Annotated in this window: 16 protein-coding genes; 6 read left to right on the forward strand and 10 right to left on the reverse strand. The window is 47.9% G+C overall.

The window, feature by feature from the left end; translation table 11 throughout:
* Positions 1 to 4: 4 nt before the first annotated feature.
* Entirely contained in the window at positions 5 to 1,135 is a 1,131-nt protein-coding gene (locus tag DFR28_RS10475; RefSeq protein ID WP_245941750.1) for a DegT/DnrJ/EryC1/StrS family aminotransferase, read from the forward strand.
* Between the two features lie 22 nt (positions 1,136 to 1,157).
* The gene (locus tag DFR28_RS10480; RefSeq protein WP_113954262.1) at positions 1,158 to 2,525 is read left to right on the forward strand and encodes an exopolysaccharide biosynthesis polyprenyl glycosylphosphotransferase; all 1,368 of its coding nucleotides are present in this window, start codon (positions 1,158 to 1,160) and stop codon (positions 2,523 to 2,525) included.
* Here DFR28_RS10480 and DFR28_RS10485 read toward each other — a convergent pair.
* The 3 genes from DFR28_RS10485 to DFR28_RS10495 are packed head-to-tail and all read right to left on the reverse strand — an operon-like array spanning position 2,522 to position 5,715.
* Complete coding sequence (locus tag DFR28_RS10485) at positions 2,522 to 3,124, reverse strand: hypothetical protein (protein ID WP_113954263.1); 603 nt, start codon at positions 3,122 to 3,124, stop codon at positions 2,522 to 2,524. The genes DFR28_RS10480 and DFR28_RS10485 overlap by 4 nt on opposite strands.
* Before the next feature lie 2 nt (positions 3,125 to 3,126).
* Complete coding sequence (locus DFR28_RS10490) at positions 3,127 to 4,740, reverse strand: DUF6541 family protein (protein WP_147251000.1); 1,614 nt, start codon at positions 4,738 to 4,740, stop codon at positions 3,127 to 3,129.
* Between the two features lie 6 nt (positions 4,741 to 4,746).
* A complete protein-coding gene (locus tag DFR28_RS10495) occupies positions 4,747 to 5,715 on the reverse strand; it encodes an NAD-dependent epimerase/dehydratase family protein (protein WP_113954265.1) in 969 nt (322 codons plus the stop codon).
* Between the two features lie 212 nt (positions 5,716 to 5,927).
* Between DFR28_RS10495 and DFR28_RS10500 the strand changes: the two genes are divergently transcribed.
* From DFR28_RS10500 to DFR28_RS10515, 4 genes are all read left to right on the forward strand, one after another.
* Positions 5,928 to 7,250, forward strand: a complete 1,323-nt coding sequence (locus DFR28_RS10500; RefSeq protein ID WP_113954266.1) for a TRZ/ATZ family hydrolase — start codon at positions 5,928 to 5,930, stop codon at positions 7,248 to 7,250.
* On the forward strand, positions 7,240 to 7,959 hold the full coding sequence (gene ubiG, locus DFR28_RS10505; protein ID WP_113954267.1) for a bifunctional 2-polyprenyl-6-hydroxyphenol methylase/3-demethylubiquinol 3-O-methyltransferase UbiG: 720 nt from the start codon (positions 7,240 to 7,242) through the stop codon (positions 7,957 to 7,959). Before DFR28_RS10500 ends, ubiG begins: the two co-directional genes overlap by 11 nt.
* A 3-nt stretch (positions 7,960 to 7,962) precedes the next feature.
* Positions 7,963 to 8,631: an HAD-IA family hydrolase gene (locus DFR28_RS10510; protein WP_113954268.1), complete on the forward strand. Its 669-nt coding sequence runs from the start codon at positions 7,963 to 7,965 to the stop codon at positions 8,629 to 8,631.
* Positions 8,632 to 8,700: 69 nt separating this feature from the next.
* Positions 8,701 to 9,480 carry an SDR family NAD(P)-dependent oxidoreductase gene (locus tag DFR28_RS10515; RefSeq protein ID WP_113954269.1) on the forward strand — a complete coding sequence of 260 codons (780 nt, stop codon included), beginning with the start codon at positions 8,701 to 8,703 and terminating at the stop codon, positions 9,478 to 9,480.
* Positions 9,481 to 9,516: 36 nt separating this feature from the next.
* Here the strand turns inward: DFR28_RS10515 and DFR28_RS10520 are convergent, their stop codons facing one another.
* From DFR28_RS10520 to DFR28_RS10550, 7 genes are all read right to left on the reverse strand, one after another.
* Complete coding sequence (locus DFR28_RS10520) at positions 9,517 to 10,473, reverse strand: glycosyltransferase family 2 protein (protein WP_113954270.1); 957 nt, start codon at positions 10,471 to 10,473, stop codon at positions 9,517 to 9,519.
* A complete protein-coding gene (locus tag DFR28_RS10525; protein ID WP_113954271.1) occupies positions 10,470 to 11,225 on the reverse strand; it encodes a glycosyltransferase family 2 protein in 756 nt (251 codons plus the stop codon). The genes DFR28_RS10520 and DFR28_RS10525 overlap by 4 nt, the downstream gene beginning before the upstream one ends.
* A gap of 61 nt (positions 11,226 to 11,286) precedes the next feature.
* Positions 11,287 to 12,330 (reverse strand): pseudouridine synthase, encoded by a 1,044-nt coding sequence (locus tag DFR28_RS10530; protein ID WP_211316954.1) that lies wholly within the window; start codon positions 12,328 to 12,330, stop codon positions 11,287 to 11,289.
* Entirely contained in the window at positions 12,317 to 13,183 is an 867-nt protein-coding gene (gene scpB / locus DFR28_RS10535) for an SMC-Scp complex subunit ScpB (protein ID WP_113954273.1), read from the reverse strand. The genes DFR28_RS10530 and scpB overlap by 14 nt, the downstream gene beginning before the upstream one ends.
* A 71-nt stretch (positions 13,184 to 13,254) precedes the next feature.
* Complete coding sequence (locus DFR28_RS10540; protein ID WP_113954274.1) at positions 13,255 to 14,127, reverse strand: segregation and condensation protein A; 873 nt, start codon at positions 14,125 to 14,127, stop codon at positions 13,255 to 13,257.
* A gap of 29 nt (positions 14,128 to 14,156) precedes the next feature.
* On the reverse strand, positions 14,157 to 15,377 hold the full coding sequence (locus DFR28_RS10545) for a tryptophan--tRNA ligase (protein ID WP_113954275.1): 1,221 nt from the start codon (positions 15,375 to 15,377) through the stop codon (positions 14,157 to 14,159).
* Positions 15,378 to 15,458: 81 nt separating this feature from the next.
* A complete protein-coding gene (locus tag DFR28_RS10550; protein WP_113954276.1) occupies positions 15,459 to 16,082 on the reverse strand; it encodes an L-threonylcarbamoyladenylate synthase in 624 nt (207 codons plus the stop codon).
* Between the last annotated feature and the right edge of the window lie 2 nt (positions 16,083 to 16,084).

Genomic DNA, 16,084 nt, shown 5'->3' on the forward strand with positions numbered 1-16,084 from the left:
GTCAGTGTCTATTCCATTTATCGATTTAAAGAGTCAGTATCAGTCAAGCAAAGAAAATATTGACTCAGCAATTCAACGCGTCCTTGATCACGGCCAATACATTATGGGCCCTGAGGTAGCTGAGTTGGAGTCCAAACTCGCGACTCACGTAGGTGTAAAGCACGCACTAGCATGCTCAAGCGGAACCGACGCATTGGTCCTTCCATTAATGACCAAGCACCTAAAACGCACCGATGCCATTTTCACCTCGCCTTTTACTTTCTTCGCATCTGCTGAAGCAATTTCACTGGCTGGCGCAACTCCGGTTTTTGTAGACATAGACCCCAAAACCTACAACCTTGACCCAGTTAAACTTGAAGAAGCCATTCAAACAGTACTCGCCTCCGGCACTCTGACCCCGAAAGGCATAATTCCAGTAGATTTATTCGGCATCGCGGCCGACTACGACAAAATCAGCCCTATCGCGGACAAGTATGAGTTATTCGTACTTGAGGATGCCGCGCAGAGTTTTGCAGCCAACTACCACGGCCGAAAGACTGGCAGCTTGGGGGATGCAGGGGCAACCAGCTTTTACCCTGCAAAACCACTTGGCTGCTACGGTGATGGCGGCGCGGTATTTACTAACGATTCCGACTTGCATGCCGAAATGGTCTCATTGCGAGTACATGGGCAAGGCACAACTGGCGATAAATATGACAATATCAGAGTCGGACTGAACGCGAGGATGGACACAATACAAGCCGCTATATTGCTGGAAAAACTCAAATTTTATGACCATGAAATAGCGCTACGTAACCAAGTCGCTAATAAATACAACGAACTACTCAAAAATGCTGTTGTGACTCCGTTCATCCCAGAGGGTCAATCTAGCGTTTGGGCTCAATACTCAGTCCAAGCATCCAACCGCGACACCATCAGGCAAGCTTTAGACGAAAAAGGCATTCCAACTGCTGTGTTTTACCCGACTCCGATACACCGATCTACTGCATACCGCCATCTAGGTTATCCAACAAACTGTTTTCCAATAAGCGAGCAGGTCTCTACGCGCATTTTCAGCTTACCTATGCACCCATATTTAAGCGATGAGCAAATTGAGACCATCGCCACGGCCGTAATTAGCGTCGCTCACCCATAGAATTGAAACACAAAAGCAAGCAATGCTAAATCGCGGCACTATTAGAAAAGTCAGAAGTTTTATAATTCTGACGATCGACTTGGTGACTGGACTGGTGATCTTCTCATCAGTCTATCACCTTAGAATGAATCAGTTACCGGACTATAGCTCTCCTGACCTATGGCTAATATTGCTCACATTAATCACAACCCTTTACTTGGCTGGGACTTACTTTAAAGAGCGATCGCACCTATTACCAGCGCTCCCTATCAGGACGTTCTTCATATCCTTAATTGGCGGCACATTTTGTATCGCTTGGGTCTACCTACTTGGCCCAACTGAATTCAACAGCTATTTCGGCAGAGGGATTCTCCCTGTCGGAACCCTTTTATTCGGGGTCGCCACAACACTAACTAGATACTCAATCAATAGTCTCTACCATTTCCAGGAACGCGGGTTAGAACTGCTATACATCGGCTACTCCAAGAGTTGTGATGCGCTATTAGTTGAACTAAAGAATCATGCTGAAGTCCGTAGCATAAGTATTGTTTGCGACAAGAAAGAGGCGCCAAATGACCCGCGAATTACTTACTATGATGGCACGATTAGCGAAGCACTTAGCCAACAAGGTTGGCAAGTCATCATCGTTGACCCGGAGCACCAAACCTCGGCCGACGAGAAATCAATGCTGGTCAGCGCCAGACTATCCGGAACACCGGTAATCTCGCTGACCGACTACTACGAACTAAATTGGTACATGATCCCCGTAAACCACATTGGTGACGATTGGTTTCTTCGGGCGCAAGGGTTTTCAATGTTAGGCAACCCCGTGTCACAACGCCTAAAGCGCATAGCAGATTTTGTTTTAGCAACAATCCTACTCATTCTCTCGATGCCGCTACTCTTAATTTGCGGATTGCTGATTAAGTTGACGTCAAAAGGGCCTATCCTCTTTTCCCAAACACGCATAGGGTTTCAAGGAGCCCCATTCACGATTTTCAAATTAAGGACAATGCAGGTTGACGCCGAGCAGGATGGAGCTCAATGGGCGCAATCAAATGACCCAAGAATTACAGCAATAGGCGGATTTTTACGAAGATCCAGACTAGATGAAATTCCACAATGCTGGAACGTCTTAATCGGCGACATGAGTTTTGTGGGACCGCGGCCAGAAAGACCAGAGTTCACAGCAATGCTGGCTGAAAAAATCCCATACTATGATATAAGGCATACCGTAAAGCCTGGGATAAGCGGCTGGGCACAAGTAATCTTTCCATATGGCGCATCAACCGAAGATGCGCTGCGCAAACTTCAATATGAACTTTACTATATCAAGCACCAGTCACTCTTACTGGATCTAAATATAATGATCCGCACTCTGTTTACAGTTTTTCAACGTGCCGGCCGCTAGTCAGTGAGTTTATAAAGCCGCAAGTATTCACCATCATATTCGATGTCAGCAAATTCCAGAATGTTATTTATCATCGCACGGCGTGTTTGTGACAAACAATCAAGACGTAAATTTCGATTCTCCTGGTCTTTATTTACTATAATGTAGCGCCACCGAGCAACGCGCTCGTTTGAGGCTAGTGACTTAGCTTTAATAAATCTCGACAATGCCTCCAAATGCGCCTCCTGATTTAAATAACACGCATGCTCATTATCCAGAAACCTTCTCCAGGATGGCAGATCATTTCTCCGATGATGACGGTGAATATTCGGCACGTAGACGGGCAATTGAGCTGCAACATAATAGCTAGTCGCAAGGTCAGTCATAACCATCGATCCAGGCTCAACGATGGTCTTTAACCGCACAAAGTCATTTTGGTAGCGAATGGAGCTATCTATATAAACATTACTCTGATGATAAAATAGGCTCCAATGTCGCTGTGCTGACCGAACAGACTTCTTTGCGTCGACCAAATCTTGACTGAAATGCAGCTTGGCGTCATATCCAACAATACCAAGCAACAACAGACTAAAACATACCGCAACAGCATTTTGAAGCATATCTAATCCTTGCTCATTGCGAATAATCGCCGCGACTCTATTATTGCTAACGAGAAGATAATCGGCGTAAAAATAAGAATGCTAATGCGCCATGGGGAATGATAATCAGTCGCATCATAGAACCATTGATACAGGTATGGAGAAACACAAAATAAAACGGCAAAAACTGCGTTTCCAGCCAAAAACAAAGCAGCGCGATTACGTAGGCGATATGCCAGAAAGCACGATAACGGCAGAGCTACTACGCCACTATACAACATAGCTGACCGGAGCTGAAGATGCCAACCAGGAACGACTAGATGGCCACCAAACCAGCCAACGCTTAACAGAGGGAGTTCAGCATAGTGCCGTTTAGGAAGGCTAGCAGTAGCATCAAAAAGTGAATAGACATGCGTATAGTCAATCGAAAAAACCACAGCTACCAGTGAAGCCGACAACATAAATAGATTCACCTTCTGAAAACGACTAAAGCTGACGAGAAATATCAAGACCGCAATTATCATGACTCCAAGATACGCGAATAAAACATCTGTGTTTTCTCGCCAACTACTCGAGTTCGCATACATCAACCAGAAACCAATTAGCACAACACAGACCATCGTAGCTCGACAAATCAATCGAAGCACTTCTGACTCCAGCTCTCGATCGACCGAGCATAGCGTCTGTCGAATTTCAGTTGCCAAAGCATAAAAAACTATCGACAAGGCCACCCACAATAGTTCGAGCTGATGGGAAAATATGATTAACGTTGCTAGAAGAATAATCACAACGATGCTAGTAGCATGGTTCAGCAAGAGGCTCACTACTTGCTTAAACACATTTCCAGTGTCTGGCCTTTGAAACGAGTTAAAGAGCTCAAAGATTATGAATAATAAACTAAACATAAAAATGTAAGCAACGTGCGAGGGCCATGCAGATACACGCAGATAACTAACCCCCATGCCTGGAATCAACACAAACAGAAACACAGATAAGACAGCAATCCGCTTTTTCGACGTTAAGCCAAGCGCGAATAAGTAATAAGCCATCAATTTAAGCACCGCCAACCAAACAGTTGCAGCATTCCATAGAACCGGCAACCCTTCCCCTGATAACTTAGTAGCCAACGCCAAATTTGCATGCCAAAGCGGCGGATACCATCTAGTCGACACAGAATTAAGATGCCCTTGCTCGAGTGTATATGAGCTAGCCAACGCCATCTTGTTAGCCAGCGACATATGCCACCATGCATCTGAAATTTGCTCAATTAAAGCACCGTTATAAAAAATCACGAGCCCAACTAAAATATAGATAACAGCCTGTATACCACCGACTCTAAAAACATAATTGCTCAGAAGATTCCTTTTCCAAATATACAGAGCAAGGAGAACACTTATAATCGATAAGAGCAGAATTACGTATTCCCAACTTAGGTCAAGCAAGTCGAAGACAGCTAAGACAACGCCATTAACTCCTAGCGACAATGCAAAAGAAGCAATAACTTTCGCTTCAAATGTGCGAGTCAGCCGTAGAATTTCCTGGTTCGATCCGGCGAAGATTAATGTTAGCAAAAACCCATTCACAAAGAACAAATAGAATATCCAAATGTGAGCCTGAAGGTGATAGAAGATAGGCATCAATATTTAACCGTAATACCGCCTAAACCAACTCGCAAACTTCGCTAAACCTTGATCTATGGAAATGCAGGGGTTGTACCCAAAATCTCGCTGCAATCGTTCAGTATTGGCCATCGTTCGAGGCACATCACCATCTTGCATAGGCAAAAAGTTAATGTTTGGTTCCACGCCCAAATGCTTCGCCATCAAGGCGATAAATTCCATCAATTGTACGGGCTCACCTCGACCGATATTGTAGACCGCATACGGCTCGGTCGCCGAGGTGCTTTCAGCGATCCGCCGCACACCTTCGGTAATATCATCTATATACGTAAAATCACGAATCATATTACCCTGGTTGTACACTGGGATCGGTTCGCCATTTAGCATCCGTGAAGCAAACCTAAACGGCGCCATATCTGGCCGCCCCCATGGACCGTAAACGGTGAAAAAGCGCAGCCCTGTGCAACGAAAACCATATAAATCGACATAACTATGCGCCATTAACTCATTGGCTTTCTTGGTTGCTGCATATAACGAAACAGGGTTATCGACTCGATCGTCCTCACTAAATGGAAAATTCTTATTCGCCCCATAAACCGAACTAGATGATGCATACACTAGATGCCCTACCCGCGCTTGCCGACACCCCTCTAAGATATTGCCAAACCCAACTAAGTTAGAATCGATATACGATTGAGGGTTCTCAATTGAGTAACGAACACCAGCTTGTGCAGCTAGGTGCACAACGACGTCAAATTGCTGCTCCTCAAACAAACTCTGCATTTTGGGTCTAGCTACAATATCGGCTTCAACCAAAGTGAAATTTTCAGCCGCGGAATGCTTGCCTATTTCGGCAATGCGCGCTCGCTTTAAGCTAACATCGTAGTAATCATTAAAGTTATCCAGACCGACTACAGTGTGGCCTGCAGATAACAGTTTGAGACTAAGATCGGCGCCAATAAAGCCTGCTGCGCCTGTGACCAAAATATGCATAAATTGTTTTGCCGTTTAAGCTGTTTGAGTACGTGTCGATAATCACATCCGGAGCGCAAGTATATAATACAATCGCGTACCAAGCCGCGATGTTGCGACATAGATAGGTCTCAATACAAACAAACACCTTATAATATTGAAGGTTCAGCTGATCAAACAAACTCAGCCGATGGAACATCTCGACGAATTCAGCAATCTGATAAATTAACAGGATGAAAACAGCACACACCATAGTTTCAGCACGATGGATAATTCCGGTGGAGCCACGAGCCCAGGTTCTGGAACATCATGCGCTGGTTATTCAGTCTGGCAAGATCGTGGACATTTTGCCAACTGAAAAAGCAACGGCACGTTACCCTGACGCGAACCATATAGAACGCAATTCACACGCGCTAATCCCGGGGCTTATCAATTCACATACACATGCCGCGATGAGTCTATTTCGAGGCATTGCCGACGATGTGCCGCTGATGGAATGGCTAAATGACCACATTTGGCCGGCGGAAGCAAAGTGGGTCGGTCACGAGTTCATGCGCGACGGTGTTGAGCTAGCCATTGCAGAAATGCTGCTAAGCGGCACTACCTGCTTTAATGATATGTATTTCTTTCCCAATATTGTGGCAGATACCGCGCAAGAAATGGGCATTCGAGCCTTTGTTAGCATGCTGGTTATTGATTTTCCGAGCGCTTGGGCCGATACCCCCGACGAATATTTCGACAAAGGACTATTGGTCCACGACGAAGTGCGCTCACTATCACGCATTGGCACTACATTAGCGCCACACGCGCCCTACACCGTATCAGATGCGCCACTCGAACAAGTCCGCACTTATGCCGACGAATTGAATGTGCCTATTCACATGCACATCCACGAAACCGAAACTGAAGTCGCTGATTCACTGGCTCAAATCGGCAAACGCCCTCTGCAACGCCTACACGAACTCGGGCTGGTAAACCCGAGACTAATGGCGGTACACATGACCCAGTTAACGCAAGATGAAATAACACTTTGCGCCGAACAGGGGGTAAACGTCGTTCATTGCCCTGAATCGAATTTAAAGCTTGCAAGCGGGCAATGTGACGTTAGTGCGCTACTTAATGCCGGCACAAACGTCTGCCTTGGCACTGACAGCGCGTCCAGCAATAACGATCTCGACATGTTAGGCGAAATGCGCACCGCCTCGCTGTTAGCAAAACTCACGACCGGCAATGCTGAAGCTTTACCCGCCTGGCAAGCCCTCGAAATGGCTACGATCAACGGAGCTAAGGCACTCAATTGCCAAGACGATATTGGCTCCCTGGTGGTTGGCAAATCCGCTGACTTTGTAGCGATCGACTTAGACCATGTGTCGACCCAGCCGGTGTATGATCCGATTGCGCAAATTGTCTACAGCGCATCGCGGCAACAAGTTACCGATGTGTGGATCGAAGGCACTGCTCGAGTTAAAAATAAGCAACTGGTTAACGTTGATGTTGACCAGCTACTCTCCACCGCCAAACAATGGCGAGACAGGATCAGTAATCATGAACAATAAAACCAAGGCGCACGAAAACGTCGACGCCAGTGAAATCAAAAAATTTGAAGATTTGGCCTCACGTTGGTGGGATCCCGAGAGCGAATTTGCACCACTGCACGCGATCAACCCGCTGCGCACCGAATACATAAACCTGCATTCACCAGTAAAAGGCCTGAAAGTACTAGATGTGGGCTGCGGCGGCGGACTCGTCAGTGAAGCGATGGCGGCATTTGGTGCCGAAGTCACAGGCATCGACATGGGCGAAGCACCTTTGAGTGTCGCCAAGCTCCACCTACTCGAGAGCGGACAACAGGTAGAGTACCTAAAGATAACCACCGAAGAGTTAGCGGAGCAACGGCCTGCTCAGTACGATGTGGTTACTTGCTTAGAGATGTTAGAGCACGTCCCCGACCCCAGTTCAGTGATTGCTGCTTGCGCTAAATTGGTAAAACCTGGTGGCGACGTGTATTTCTCAACCATCAATCGCAACGCGAAGGCGTGGCTGATGGCAATCGTAGGTGCCGAATACATACTAAACCTCTTACCAAAAGGGACCCATGAATACGATAAGCTCATCAAACCCTCTGAGTTGAGTGACTACGCTCGTCACGCCGGCTTAGATCTGCAACGCATGATTGGCCTGCACTACAACCCAATTACCAAGCATTACAAGCTTGCTCCAGGGGTTGACGTCAACTATATGATTCACACTCAAAAGCGGGCTTAAGCAATGCAGATGAAAGCCTTATTGCTCGACCTAGACGGCACGTTGGTCGACACTGCACCTGACATGGTCGGCGCGTTGAATCGCGTACTCAAAAAACATAAGCGTGATGCATGCAATCCTAAACAGGCCAGCAAAGTGGTATCAAATGGCGCTCGCGCGCTAATCGAACATGGCTTTTCCGAAACACTAAGTGAGGCCAGCAAAGCCGATTTAGTACAGGAATTTTTAACCGTTTACCAACAATATGTGTGTGTTGAAAGCCACCTGTACGACGGCATGAGCGAGACCCTTGCTTTATGTGAGGAGAATCAACTCCGCTGGGGCATCATCACCAATAAGCCGTTACACTTAGCAAAAGAAGTAGTCGATGGCCTCGGCTTGCTCGAACGTTGCGCAATCCTACTTGGCGGCGATAGCTTACCGGTTAAGAAACCGGACCCTGTACCGATGCTACATAGTTGCATGGTGCTGAGTTTAGCACCCAGTGAGTGCCTATACGTAGGCGATCATGAACGCGACATTCAAGCCGGCAATGCAGCAGGCATGGATACGGCGGCGGCATTATGGGGCTACATTGGCGACCAAGAAGACCCATCGCAATGGAACGCACGTTATCAAATTGGCCGCCCACAGGGCCTCATCAACCTAATAAATGATAAATTAGCTCTGTAAGGATGCTTCCCCGATCACAAATCGATCATCAAACCAATAAACCGTTAACCTGACCCAAGCAATCTACTGATGAACAAGCCAACTCAACCGGTTCAGTTAAACCATCACGCCTATCAACCGCCGGCTCAAGCGCTACAAGACAAAGTCATTCTGGTGTCTGGCGCCGCCAGCGGCATTGGCAAGGCCGTGACCATAGAACTAGCCAAGCATGGCGCAACCGTGTTGATGCTTGATAAAAAATCTCGTCACTTAGAAAAATTATCAGACGATATTTTGCAGCGCGGTTACGCAGAGCCAATCATACTACCTGTCGACTTAATGGAAATAACTCCGGAGTCAGCAACGACGCTAGCCCAAGCCGTGGCAGATGAAATTGGTCACCTAGACGGGCTGCTGCACAACGCTGCTGAGCTCGGCTCTCCAAGCCCGCTGGATCAATACGACATGGAGTATTGGAACACGGTATTACACACCAACTTGCAAGCGCCTTATCTGCTAACCAGAGCCTTACTGCCATTGTTGAAACAGGAATACCAAACTCAGCTGATTTTCACCTCTGCCGATGTTGGTCGAGCGCCGCAAGCTTATTGGGGAGCCTACAGCATCGCGTATGCCGGGCTTGAGGCGCAAATGAAAATCTGGGCAGAGGAATTGGAAAACATCTGTAATGTAAGAGTTAACTCGATTGACCCTGGCGCGGTAAGAACCGTATTGCGCCGACGATCACACCCTGGCGAAGACCAAGACAGCCTACCAACACCACAAAGCATCGTACCGGCGTATTTAAAGATCTTGAGTGGTGACCACGAGTTTCATGGCGAACAATTGCAGGTCGGCTCAGCTGACTAGCGGGGTAGCTAAACCAGACTTCAAATACACCTGAGGTTAAACTCGTCGCTGAAACAGCCTAGCCGCAGCACGCCAACCAAACCAGCCAACCAATTTAATGAACAGCCTATGTTTCGGGCTTTTTCTGCCATTGGCCTCAATAGATAACGTCAACATCGCCCGAGCTTCGGTCGTCATGCCATGCAGCGCACAATGTCGTGCAAAATCGAATAGAGTACTGCTGTAATTCGACCAATCCTCAGCAGATATCTGATTAGGCGTATCTTCATGCTTGGTATACGCCTGAGCCAATTGAAAAACCCGCGCGTAGGCGCGACAGCGTTCGGCTAACAATATCGGCGTGTCTAACGGCGTCGAGCTTAGCTCTGCCACCTCACTAACCCGGCTTGAAGTCGACTCTTCAATCAATAAAACAACTGCGCCGGCACTTGCCATTCGGGCTTCATATTCGTGCGTCTCGTCTGCTTTGAGGTCCAACCACGGGCCTAGCTGGTCAATGAATTCCCGACGATACAAGGGTGCGCCAGTTCGCCAGCAACGAGTTGTAAGGAGCGCAGGGAACAAAAATACCATTGCGCCGTTAGACCATGGAGTGTCTACTTGATCAATGCTAAATGAACCAACACCACAAACTATGTTCACGTCAGGAGCTAAGCTGAATGCCGCAAGCTGAGACGATAACTTTTCTGGCCCAATCCGTTCAAAACAGTTCAGATACTGAATAAACTCACCGCGAGCATTCAGCCTACCCGTTTCACGAGCTGCCGCGCTGCCTTGATGGACTTGTTTAAATAGTCGCAGCTCAGAATACTCTTCAGCCAATGCCGTAAGCACCGAGTGAGTTTGGTCGGTTGAACCGTCATCAACGACAATCAACTCATACTTTCGATAACGTTGCGCCACCACCGATTCGATACAAGCTTGAATTAAAGTCGGTTGGTTATACACCGGAATAATGACCGACACCAACCCCATACCAACTCTCTTCGTCATCGTCGAAAAATGAACTGCGGTATCTTCGCGCCGAATTTCAAACAGAAGTACCACAACGGGTTACGTCGCATACCCAATGCTTTGAGCGCTCGATACGATTCCCAGTTGCCATGCCACATAGTTCGGAAACTATTGTTGGTAACACCACCCAAACGCATCCTGACCCACAACTCAGGCACATAACGACTGCGAATTTTATGCTGTTCAAAAGCGCGCGCACAAAACTCCAAGTCCGCTTGATATTTTAAGTCAGCTCGATACGGACCGATTTCGGTATAAGCTGAGCGTCGAAGAAAAAAGGTAGGATGGGCCGGCATCCAGCCGCGAAAACATAGGCCAGGCGCGTACTCTCTAGAGCGCCAGTAGCGTGTAACGGCCGATAAGTCCTGAGACTTCACGTAGACCAAGTCCGCATAACAAGCATCCAACTCAGCATCGGCCATCACGGCTGCCACTTGCGCTAATACCGAGTTGCTTTGATAAACATCATCGGCATTGAGCAAGCCAATCATATCACCGGTGGCAAGTGCAATCCCCTTGTTCATGGCATCATAGATGCCGCTATCCGGCTCTGACACGACACACGTAGGTTGGTAATTAGACTGCTCGATTCGATCCATCGTGCCATCAGTCGACGCGCCATCAACCACAATATGCTCAATATTGGTATACGTCTGAGTGGCGACCGCCTCAAGCGTATCTAAAATTGTCGACTCGGCGTTGTAGACTACCGTAATAATGGAAATCTTCATATCATGAGCCTCTTCGAGGGTTTGATAAGCATGGCCAAACGTCGATTAAACGCTTGAGCGCTTAAGAAGGTTTACGGCGAGACTTTTTGAATTTGTTGGGAGCCCGTCGTGAATCGTCTACTGAAGATGTTCGATTTGCACCTGCAGCGCCTCGTTTGCTTGGCCGCTTGCTAAACTTCTTACGATTCGGCTTGTGCCCATCGGCCCGGCTAGTAGGTTCAGACTTCGCCGACGAACGCTTGCCTGAGGCGCGATTTTCAGATCCACTATCACTGCTGCTTCTACTCGCAGGACGACGCGCTGGTTTCTTTGACAACGCTGCGCGACCACTCGAATACAATTGATTAGCAAACTCATCGGCAAGCCCAACGGAGGCAACCAGTTTTTCGAGTTGCTTAGGCGCGAGCTTAGCTACTTTTCCGCGTTTAACATCACGCGTTAGCTTCACTGTTCCGTAGCGAATTCGCTTAAGGCGACTAACTGTGTGTCCAACTGCATCCCAAAGTCGTCGCACCTCACGATACCGACCTTCTCGAATTATCACTCGATACCAATGATTGGTCCCCTCTTCGGCCATATCCGCGCCAATAACACTGTCGAATTTTGCTTTTCGCCCATCCAATTCCACACCATCGGTGGTAAGCTTTTTAATGGTTTCAGGCGAAGCGGCACCACGAATTCGAACTAAATACTCTCGCTCTAACCCTGTTGATGGATGCATTAAACGGTTCGCCAGCTCGCCACTATTGGTAAACAATAGGAGACCGCTGGTATTTAAATCCAACCGCCCTACCGAGACCCAGCGCCCATTCGGAATGCCGGGCAAATTCTCGAACACCGTCGGCCGACCCTTTGGGTCATCACGTGTGCAAATTTCACCTTCGGGCTTGTGATACATAAGCGCCTTGATTGGCTCATACGTCGTCGACACCAACATAATCAGGCGACCATCGATCAAAATGCGATCACTGGCTGAGGCTCGATCTCCAAGCTTGGCTCGTTTACCATTTACCGTGATACGACCTTCTTCGATCCATTTTTCAATTTCGCGTCGTGAGCCTTGGCCTGCATGCGCAAGCAACTTCTGAAGTTTATCGTTGTTCATCATCAGACGGCTCTACCGCCTCATCGGGAACTATGGGTTGTTCCACATCTCCCGAATCTACTACATCGTTATTGTCGATTGAATCCACCGGATCCGCTAGCTCATCGTCGTCGGTTGAACGACGTAGTTCAATCACTTGCGCAGACTCTGGCTTGTCATCACCGTTAACATCTTTCACACCGTCCATCGGCAAGGTTAGGTTCATGTCTTTGGCAACTTCCCCTAAGGCTCGTTTATCCATCAATTCAGGTAGTTCGCGCAAACTTGTCATATTAAAGTATTCCAAAAAGCCCTGGGTCGTGCCAAATAGTGCCGGACGACCAGGCACATCGCGATGCCCAATTTGCGCAATCCAATCGCGCTCTTCTAATACCCGAATAGTGTCGCTACTGACTCCAACCCCACGAATATCTTCAATATCACCGCGGGTTACCGGTTGCCGATAAGCAATAATTGATAAGGTTTCAAGCAAAGCTCTAGAGTAGCGAGGTGCTTTATCACCACGTAATTTGCGCAGCCACGGTGAGTATTTCTCTTTAGACTGGAAACGCCAGCCATTGCCAATTCTTCGCAGCTCCACGCCTTTGCTCGCGTAACTCTTTTCCAACGTCAACAACACATTCTGAATATCGACGGTACTGGGTTGTGCATCATCAGGAAACAATGAGATTATTTTCCGAACCCCCAACGGCACCTTGGCTGCGAATAATGCGGCCTCAACAATATTAGCTAACTCACTGTCTATCGGAGCATCTTTGTCCGGCGTCTGGTTAGATTCGTTTGTTTCTTCGAGATCCTGATCGACCTCTTTATCTGTCTCTTTCTGAGCCATATCAATGTTTTTTTGTGTCATGATCAATTTAAGATGACTGAGCCTTCGACCAGTCCATCCACCTTAACAGATGCGAGCCCATTATCACGGCGCTAAGCGGCCCGCTTGATGTGTATGGGCGCTAAAGGCTCTGTTTGAACAACTACCAACATGTCGTCACGAAACAGCTCCAGTAAGGCAATAAACGTAACCACTACGCCCAAACGCCCTTCGGCCTGGGTAAACAACTCTTCAAACCGAAGATAGTCTTGAGTTTGCAGTCGGCTGAGTATGGATGTCATTCGCTCACGCATCGATAACATGTCGCGCGAGACTCTCATATTTTGATTGACGTCAGCACGGTCGACCACAGATTGAAACGCCTTAACCAACTGCTCTAAACTCACCTGCGCTCTAACTTCTGGTGGGTTCGGGTCATCAAACACGGCTTGCGCGCTGAAGATATCTCGATCTAAACGCGGCCGATCATCGAGTTGGTTAGCGGCCAAACTAAACCGCTCATATTCTTGTAGACGACGCACCAATGCTGACATTGGGTCTTCATCGTCGTCCTGTTCCGCTTTAGGGCGCGGTAACAACATGCGGGATTTGATCTCGCCCAACAGCGCCGCCATTACCAAATACTCCGCCGCTAAATCAAGATTCGCAGCCCGCATAATCTCAACGTACGCCATATACTGCCGGGTAATATCGGCCACCGGTATATTAAGAATATCCAAGTTTTGTTTGCGGATGAGGTACAACAATAAATCCAGAGGGCCTTCAAAGCTCTCTAACACAACCTCTAAGGCGTCCGGTGGAATAAACAAGTCTTGCGGCCACTCACTCATGACCTCGCCCATTACCACGGCACGCATACTCTCAGCGTAGACTTTCTCTTGCACGAGCTTATCCTGAGGCAAATCTGCGGTAGCCGATTTGCCGTCTAGGGCGAGTTCAGGGTTGGTAATTTGCTCGTTGCTCATTTAATGCGCTACAGAAAAATTCGATCTCATTAATAATAATCGAGATTCATCGATGACCTTACTTGTTCCATTGTTTCATCCGCGGTCTCGCGTGCCTTCTCGCAACCGTCAGCAATAATATTCCGCACCAATGTTGGGTCATCAATATAAGGTTGAGCACGTTCGGCTATTTCGGCCTGCTCTTTTAACATTGCATCGATCAACGGCTGCTTACAATCCACACAACCAATACTGGCAGAACGACAACCTTCATCCACCCAGTTACGCGTGTCCTGATCGGAATAAACATGGTGGAACTGCCAAACTGGGCATCGATTTGGGTCACCGGGATCGTTACGCCGTACTCGCGCAGGATCCGTTGGCATCGCACGAACCTCTTTTTCAACCCGTTCGGGGTCGTCACGCAGCGCAATGGTATTGCGATACGACTTTGACATTTTCTCGCCGTCTAAGCCCGGCAGTTTTGAGGTCTCCGTCAACATTGACTCTGGCTCAGTCAAGATAGTACGTCCACCGCCTTCTAAATAACCGTATAAACGCTCTAATTCGGCAGTCGTAATATTTTGATTGCTCGCCAATAGCGCGTGGGCTTTTTCTAAGGCCTCATGGTCGCCGCGCTCAGTATAGGCATTTCGCAAATTTCGATACAGTTTAGCGCCGCGTTTACCAAGCTTTTTAATGGCTTCTTCAGCCTTCTCTTCAAACCCAGTTTCACGACCATACAAATAATTAAACCGTCGTGCGATCTCGCGAGTTAATTCAATATGCGGAACTTGATCTTCGCCAACCGGCACTTTTGATGCGTGATACAGCAATATATCCGCCGCTTGCAACACCGGATACCCCAAAAAGCCATGCGTCGACAAATCTCGCTCGGTCAATTTAGCTTGCTGGTCTTTGTAGGTTGGAACTCGCTCTAACCAGCCGAGTGGCGTAATCATCGACAACAGTAGGTTTAACTCGGCATGCTCAGGCACACGTGATTGGATAAACAACGTAGCTCGACTTGGGTCGACACCTACCGCTAACCAATCAATCACCATCTCCCAGACATTATCGTTAATCGTCGCTGAATCTTCTTCGTAGTGGGTCGTTAGGGCATGCCAATCAGCAATGAAGAAATAGCAATCATACTCATGCTGCATCTGCAGCCAGTTTTTCAGTACACCATGATAATGGCCAAGGTGAAGGCGACCGGTTGGGCGCATTCCAGAGACCACACGATTAGATTGTCCAGACTTCGAGATCATTACAAAATTGATTAGATTGGTAAAACTGGAGTGTACCGTTTAGCGCCCATCAACACTAGCGTTTGCCTAGCGTCGAGCAGTCTATTCTTGCAGAAAACTGATATCACCCGATCCTTCGCGCACAATCCGTAGTCGCGCATCATGCCAATCGATCACGGTTGATGGCTCGATCGTGCCGATGCCTCCATCGATGACGAGATCCACTTCGTGTTCCAATTTCTCTCGAATAACTTCGGGATCAGCCATCGCCACGGACTGCCCAGGCAAAATGAGACTCGCGCTCATAATCGGCTCGCCGAGTTCGGCTAACAAATCCCTTACGATCACATTGTCTGGAATACGAATCCCTATTGTACGCCGCTTTGGATGCACCAAGCGATTTGGCACAAGGCGTTTTGCCGCCAAAATAAAGGTGTAAGCACCTGGTGTGAGCGCTTTAATTAGGCGGTATTGCTCATTATCAATTTTAGCAAACATGGCCACCTGCTTTAGGTCGGCGGCCACGAGCGTGAAATTATGATTTCTATCGAGCTTGCGGATTCGCCGAATTCGATCAACAGCGCGTTTATCATCAAGATGACAGCCGAGCGCATAGCTCGAATCCGTCGGGTAGGCGATCAAGCCTCCGCCACGCAATATTTCGCAGGCTTGCTGAATCAAGCGGATCTGCGGGTTCTGCGGATGAATTTGAAAGTACTGTGCCATAT

The organism is Arenicella xantha (assembly GCF_003315245.1).
Lineage (GTDB): Bacteria > Pseudomonadota > Gammaproteobacteria > Arenicellales > Arenicellaceae > Arenicella > Arenicella xantha.

Excerpts from the sequence above, each read along its gene's own strand:
- DFR28_RS10480 (WP_113954262.1), top strand. The coding sequence starts at position 1,158 with ATGCTAAATCGCGGCACTATTAGAAAAGTCAGAAGTTTTATAATTCTG.
- DFR28_RS10485 (WP_113954263.1), bottom strand. The coding sequence starts at position 3,124 with ATGCTTCAAAATGCTGTTGCGGTATGTTTTAGTCTGTTGTTGCTTGGT.
- DFR28_RS10490 (WP_147251000.1), bottom strand. The coding sequence starts at position 4,740 with ATGCCTATCTTCTATCACCTTCAGGCTCACATTTGGATATTCTATTTG.
- DFR28_RS10495 (WP_113954265.1), bottom strand. The coding sequence starts at position 5,715 with ATGCATATTTTGGTCACAGGCGCAGCAGGCTTTATTGGCGCCGATCTT.
- DFR28_RS10500 (WP_113954266.1), top strand. The coding sequence starts at position 5,928 with ATGAAAACAGCACACACCATAGTTTCAGCACGATGGATAATTCCGGTG.
- ubiG (WP_113954267.1), top strand. The coding sequence starts at position 7,240 with ATGAACAATAAAACCAAGGCGCACGAAAACGTCGACGCCAGTGAAATC.
- DFR28_RS10510 (WP_113954268.1), top strand. The coding sequence starts at position 7,963 with ATGCAGATGAAAGCCTTATTGCTCGACCTAGACGGCACGTTGGTCGAC.
- DFR28_RS10515 (WP_113954269.1), top strand. The coding sequence starts at position 8,701 with ATGAACAAGCCAACTCAACCGGTTCAGTTAAACCATCACGCCTATCAA.
- DFR28_RS10520 (WP_113954270.1), bottom strand. The coding sequence starts at position 10,473 with ATGACGAAGAGAGTTGGTATGGGGTTGGTGTCGGTCATTATTCCGGTG.
- DFR28_RS10525 (WP_113954271.1), bottom strand. The coding sequence starts at position 11,225 with ATGAAGATTTCCATTATTACGGTAGTCTACAACGCCGAGTCGACAATT.
- DFR28_RS10530 (WP_211316954.1), bottom strand. The coding sequence starts at position 12,330 with ATGAACAACGATAAACTTCAGAAGTTGCTTGCGCATGCAGGCCAAGGC.
- scpB (WP_113954273.1), bottom strand. The coding sequence starts at position 13,183 with ATGACACAAAAAAACATTGATATGGCTCAGAAAGAGACAGATAAAGAG.
- DFR28_RS10540 (WP_113954274.1), bottom strand. The coding sequence starts at position 14,127 with ATGAGCAACGAGCAAATTACCAACCCTGAACTCGCCCTAGACGGCAAA.
- DFR28_RS10545 (WP_113954275.1), bottom strand. The coding sequence starts at position 15,377 with ATGATCTCGAAGTCTGGACAATCTAATCGTGTGGTCTCTGGAATGCGC.
- DFR28_RS10550 (WP_113954276.1), bottom strand. The coding sequence starts at position 16,082 with ATGGCACAGTACTTTCAAATTCATCCGCAGAACCCGCAGATCCGCTTG.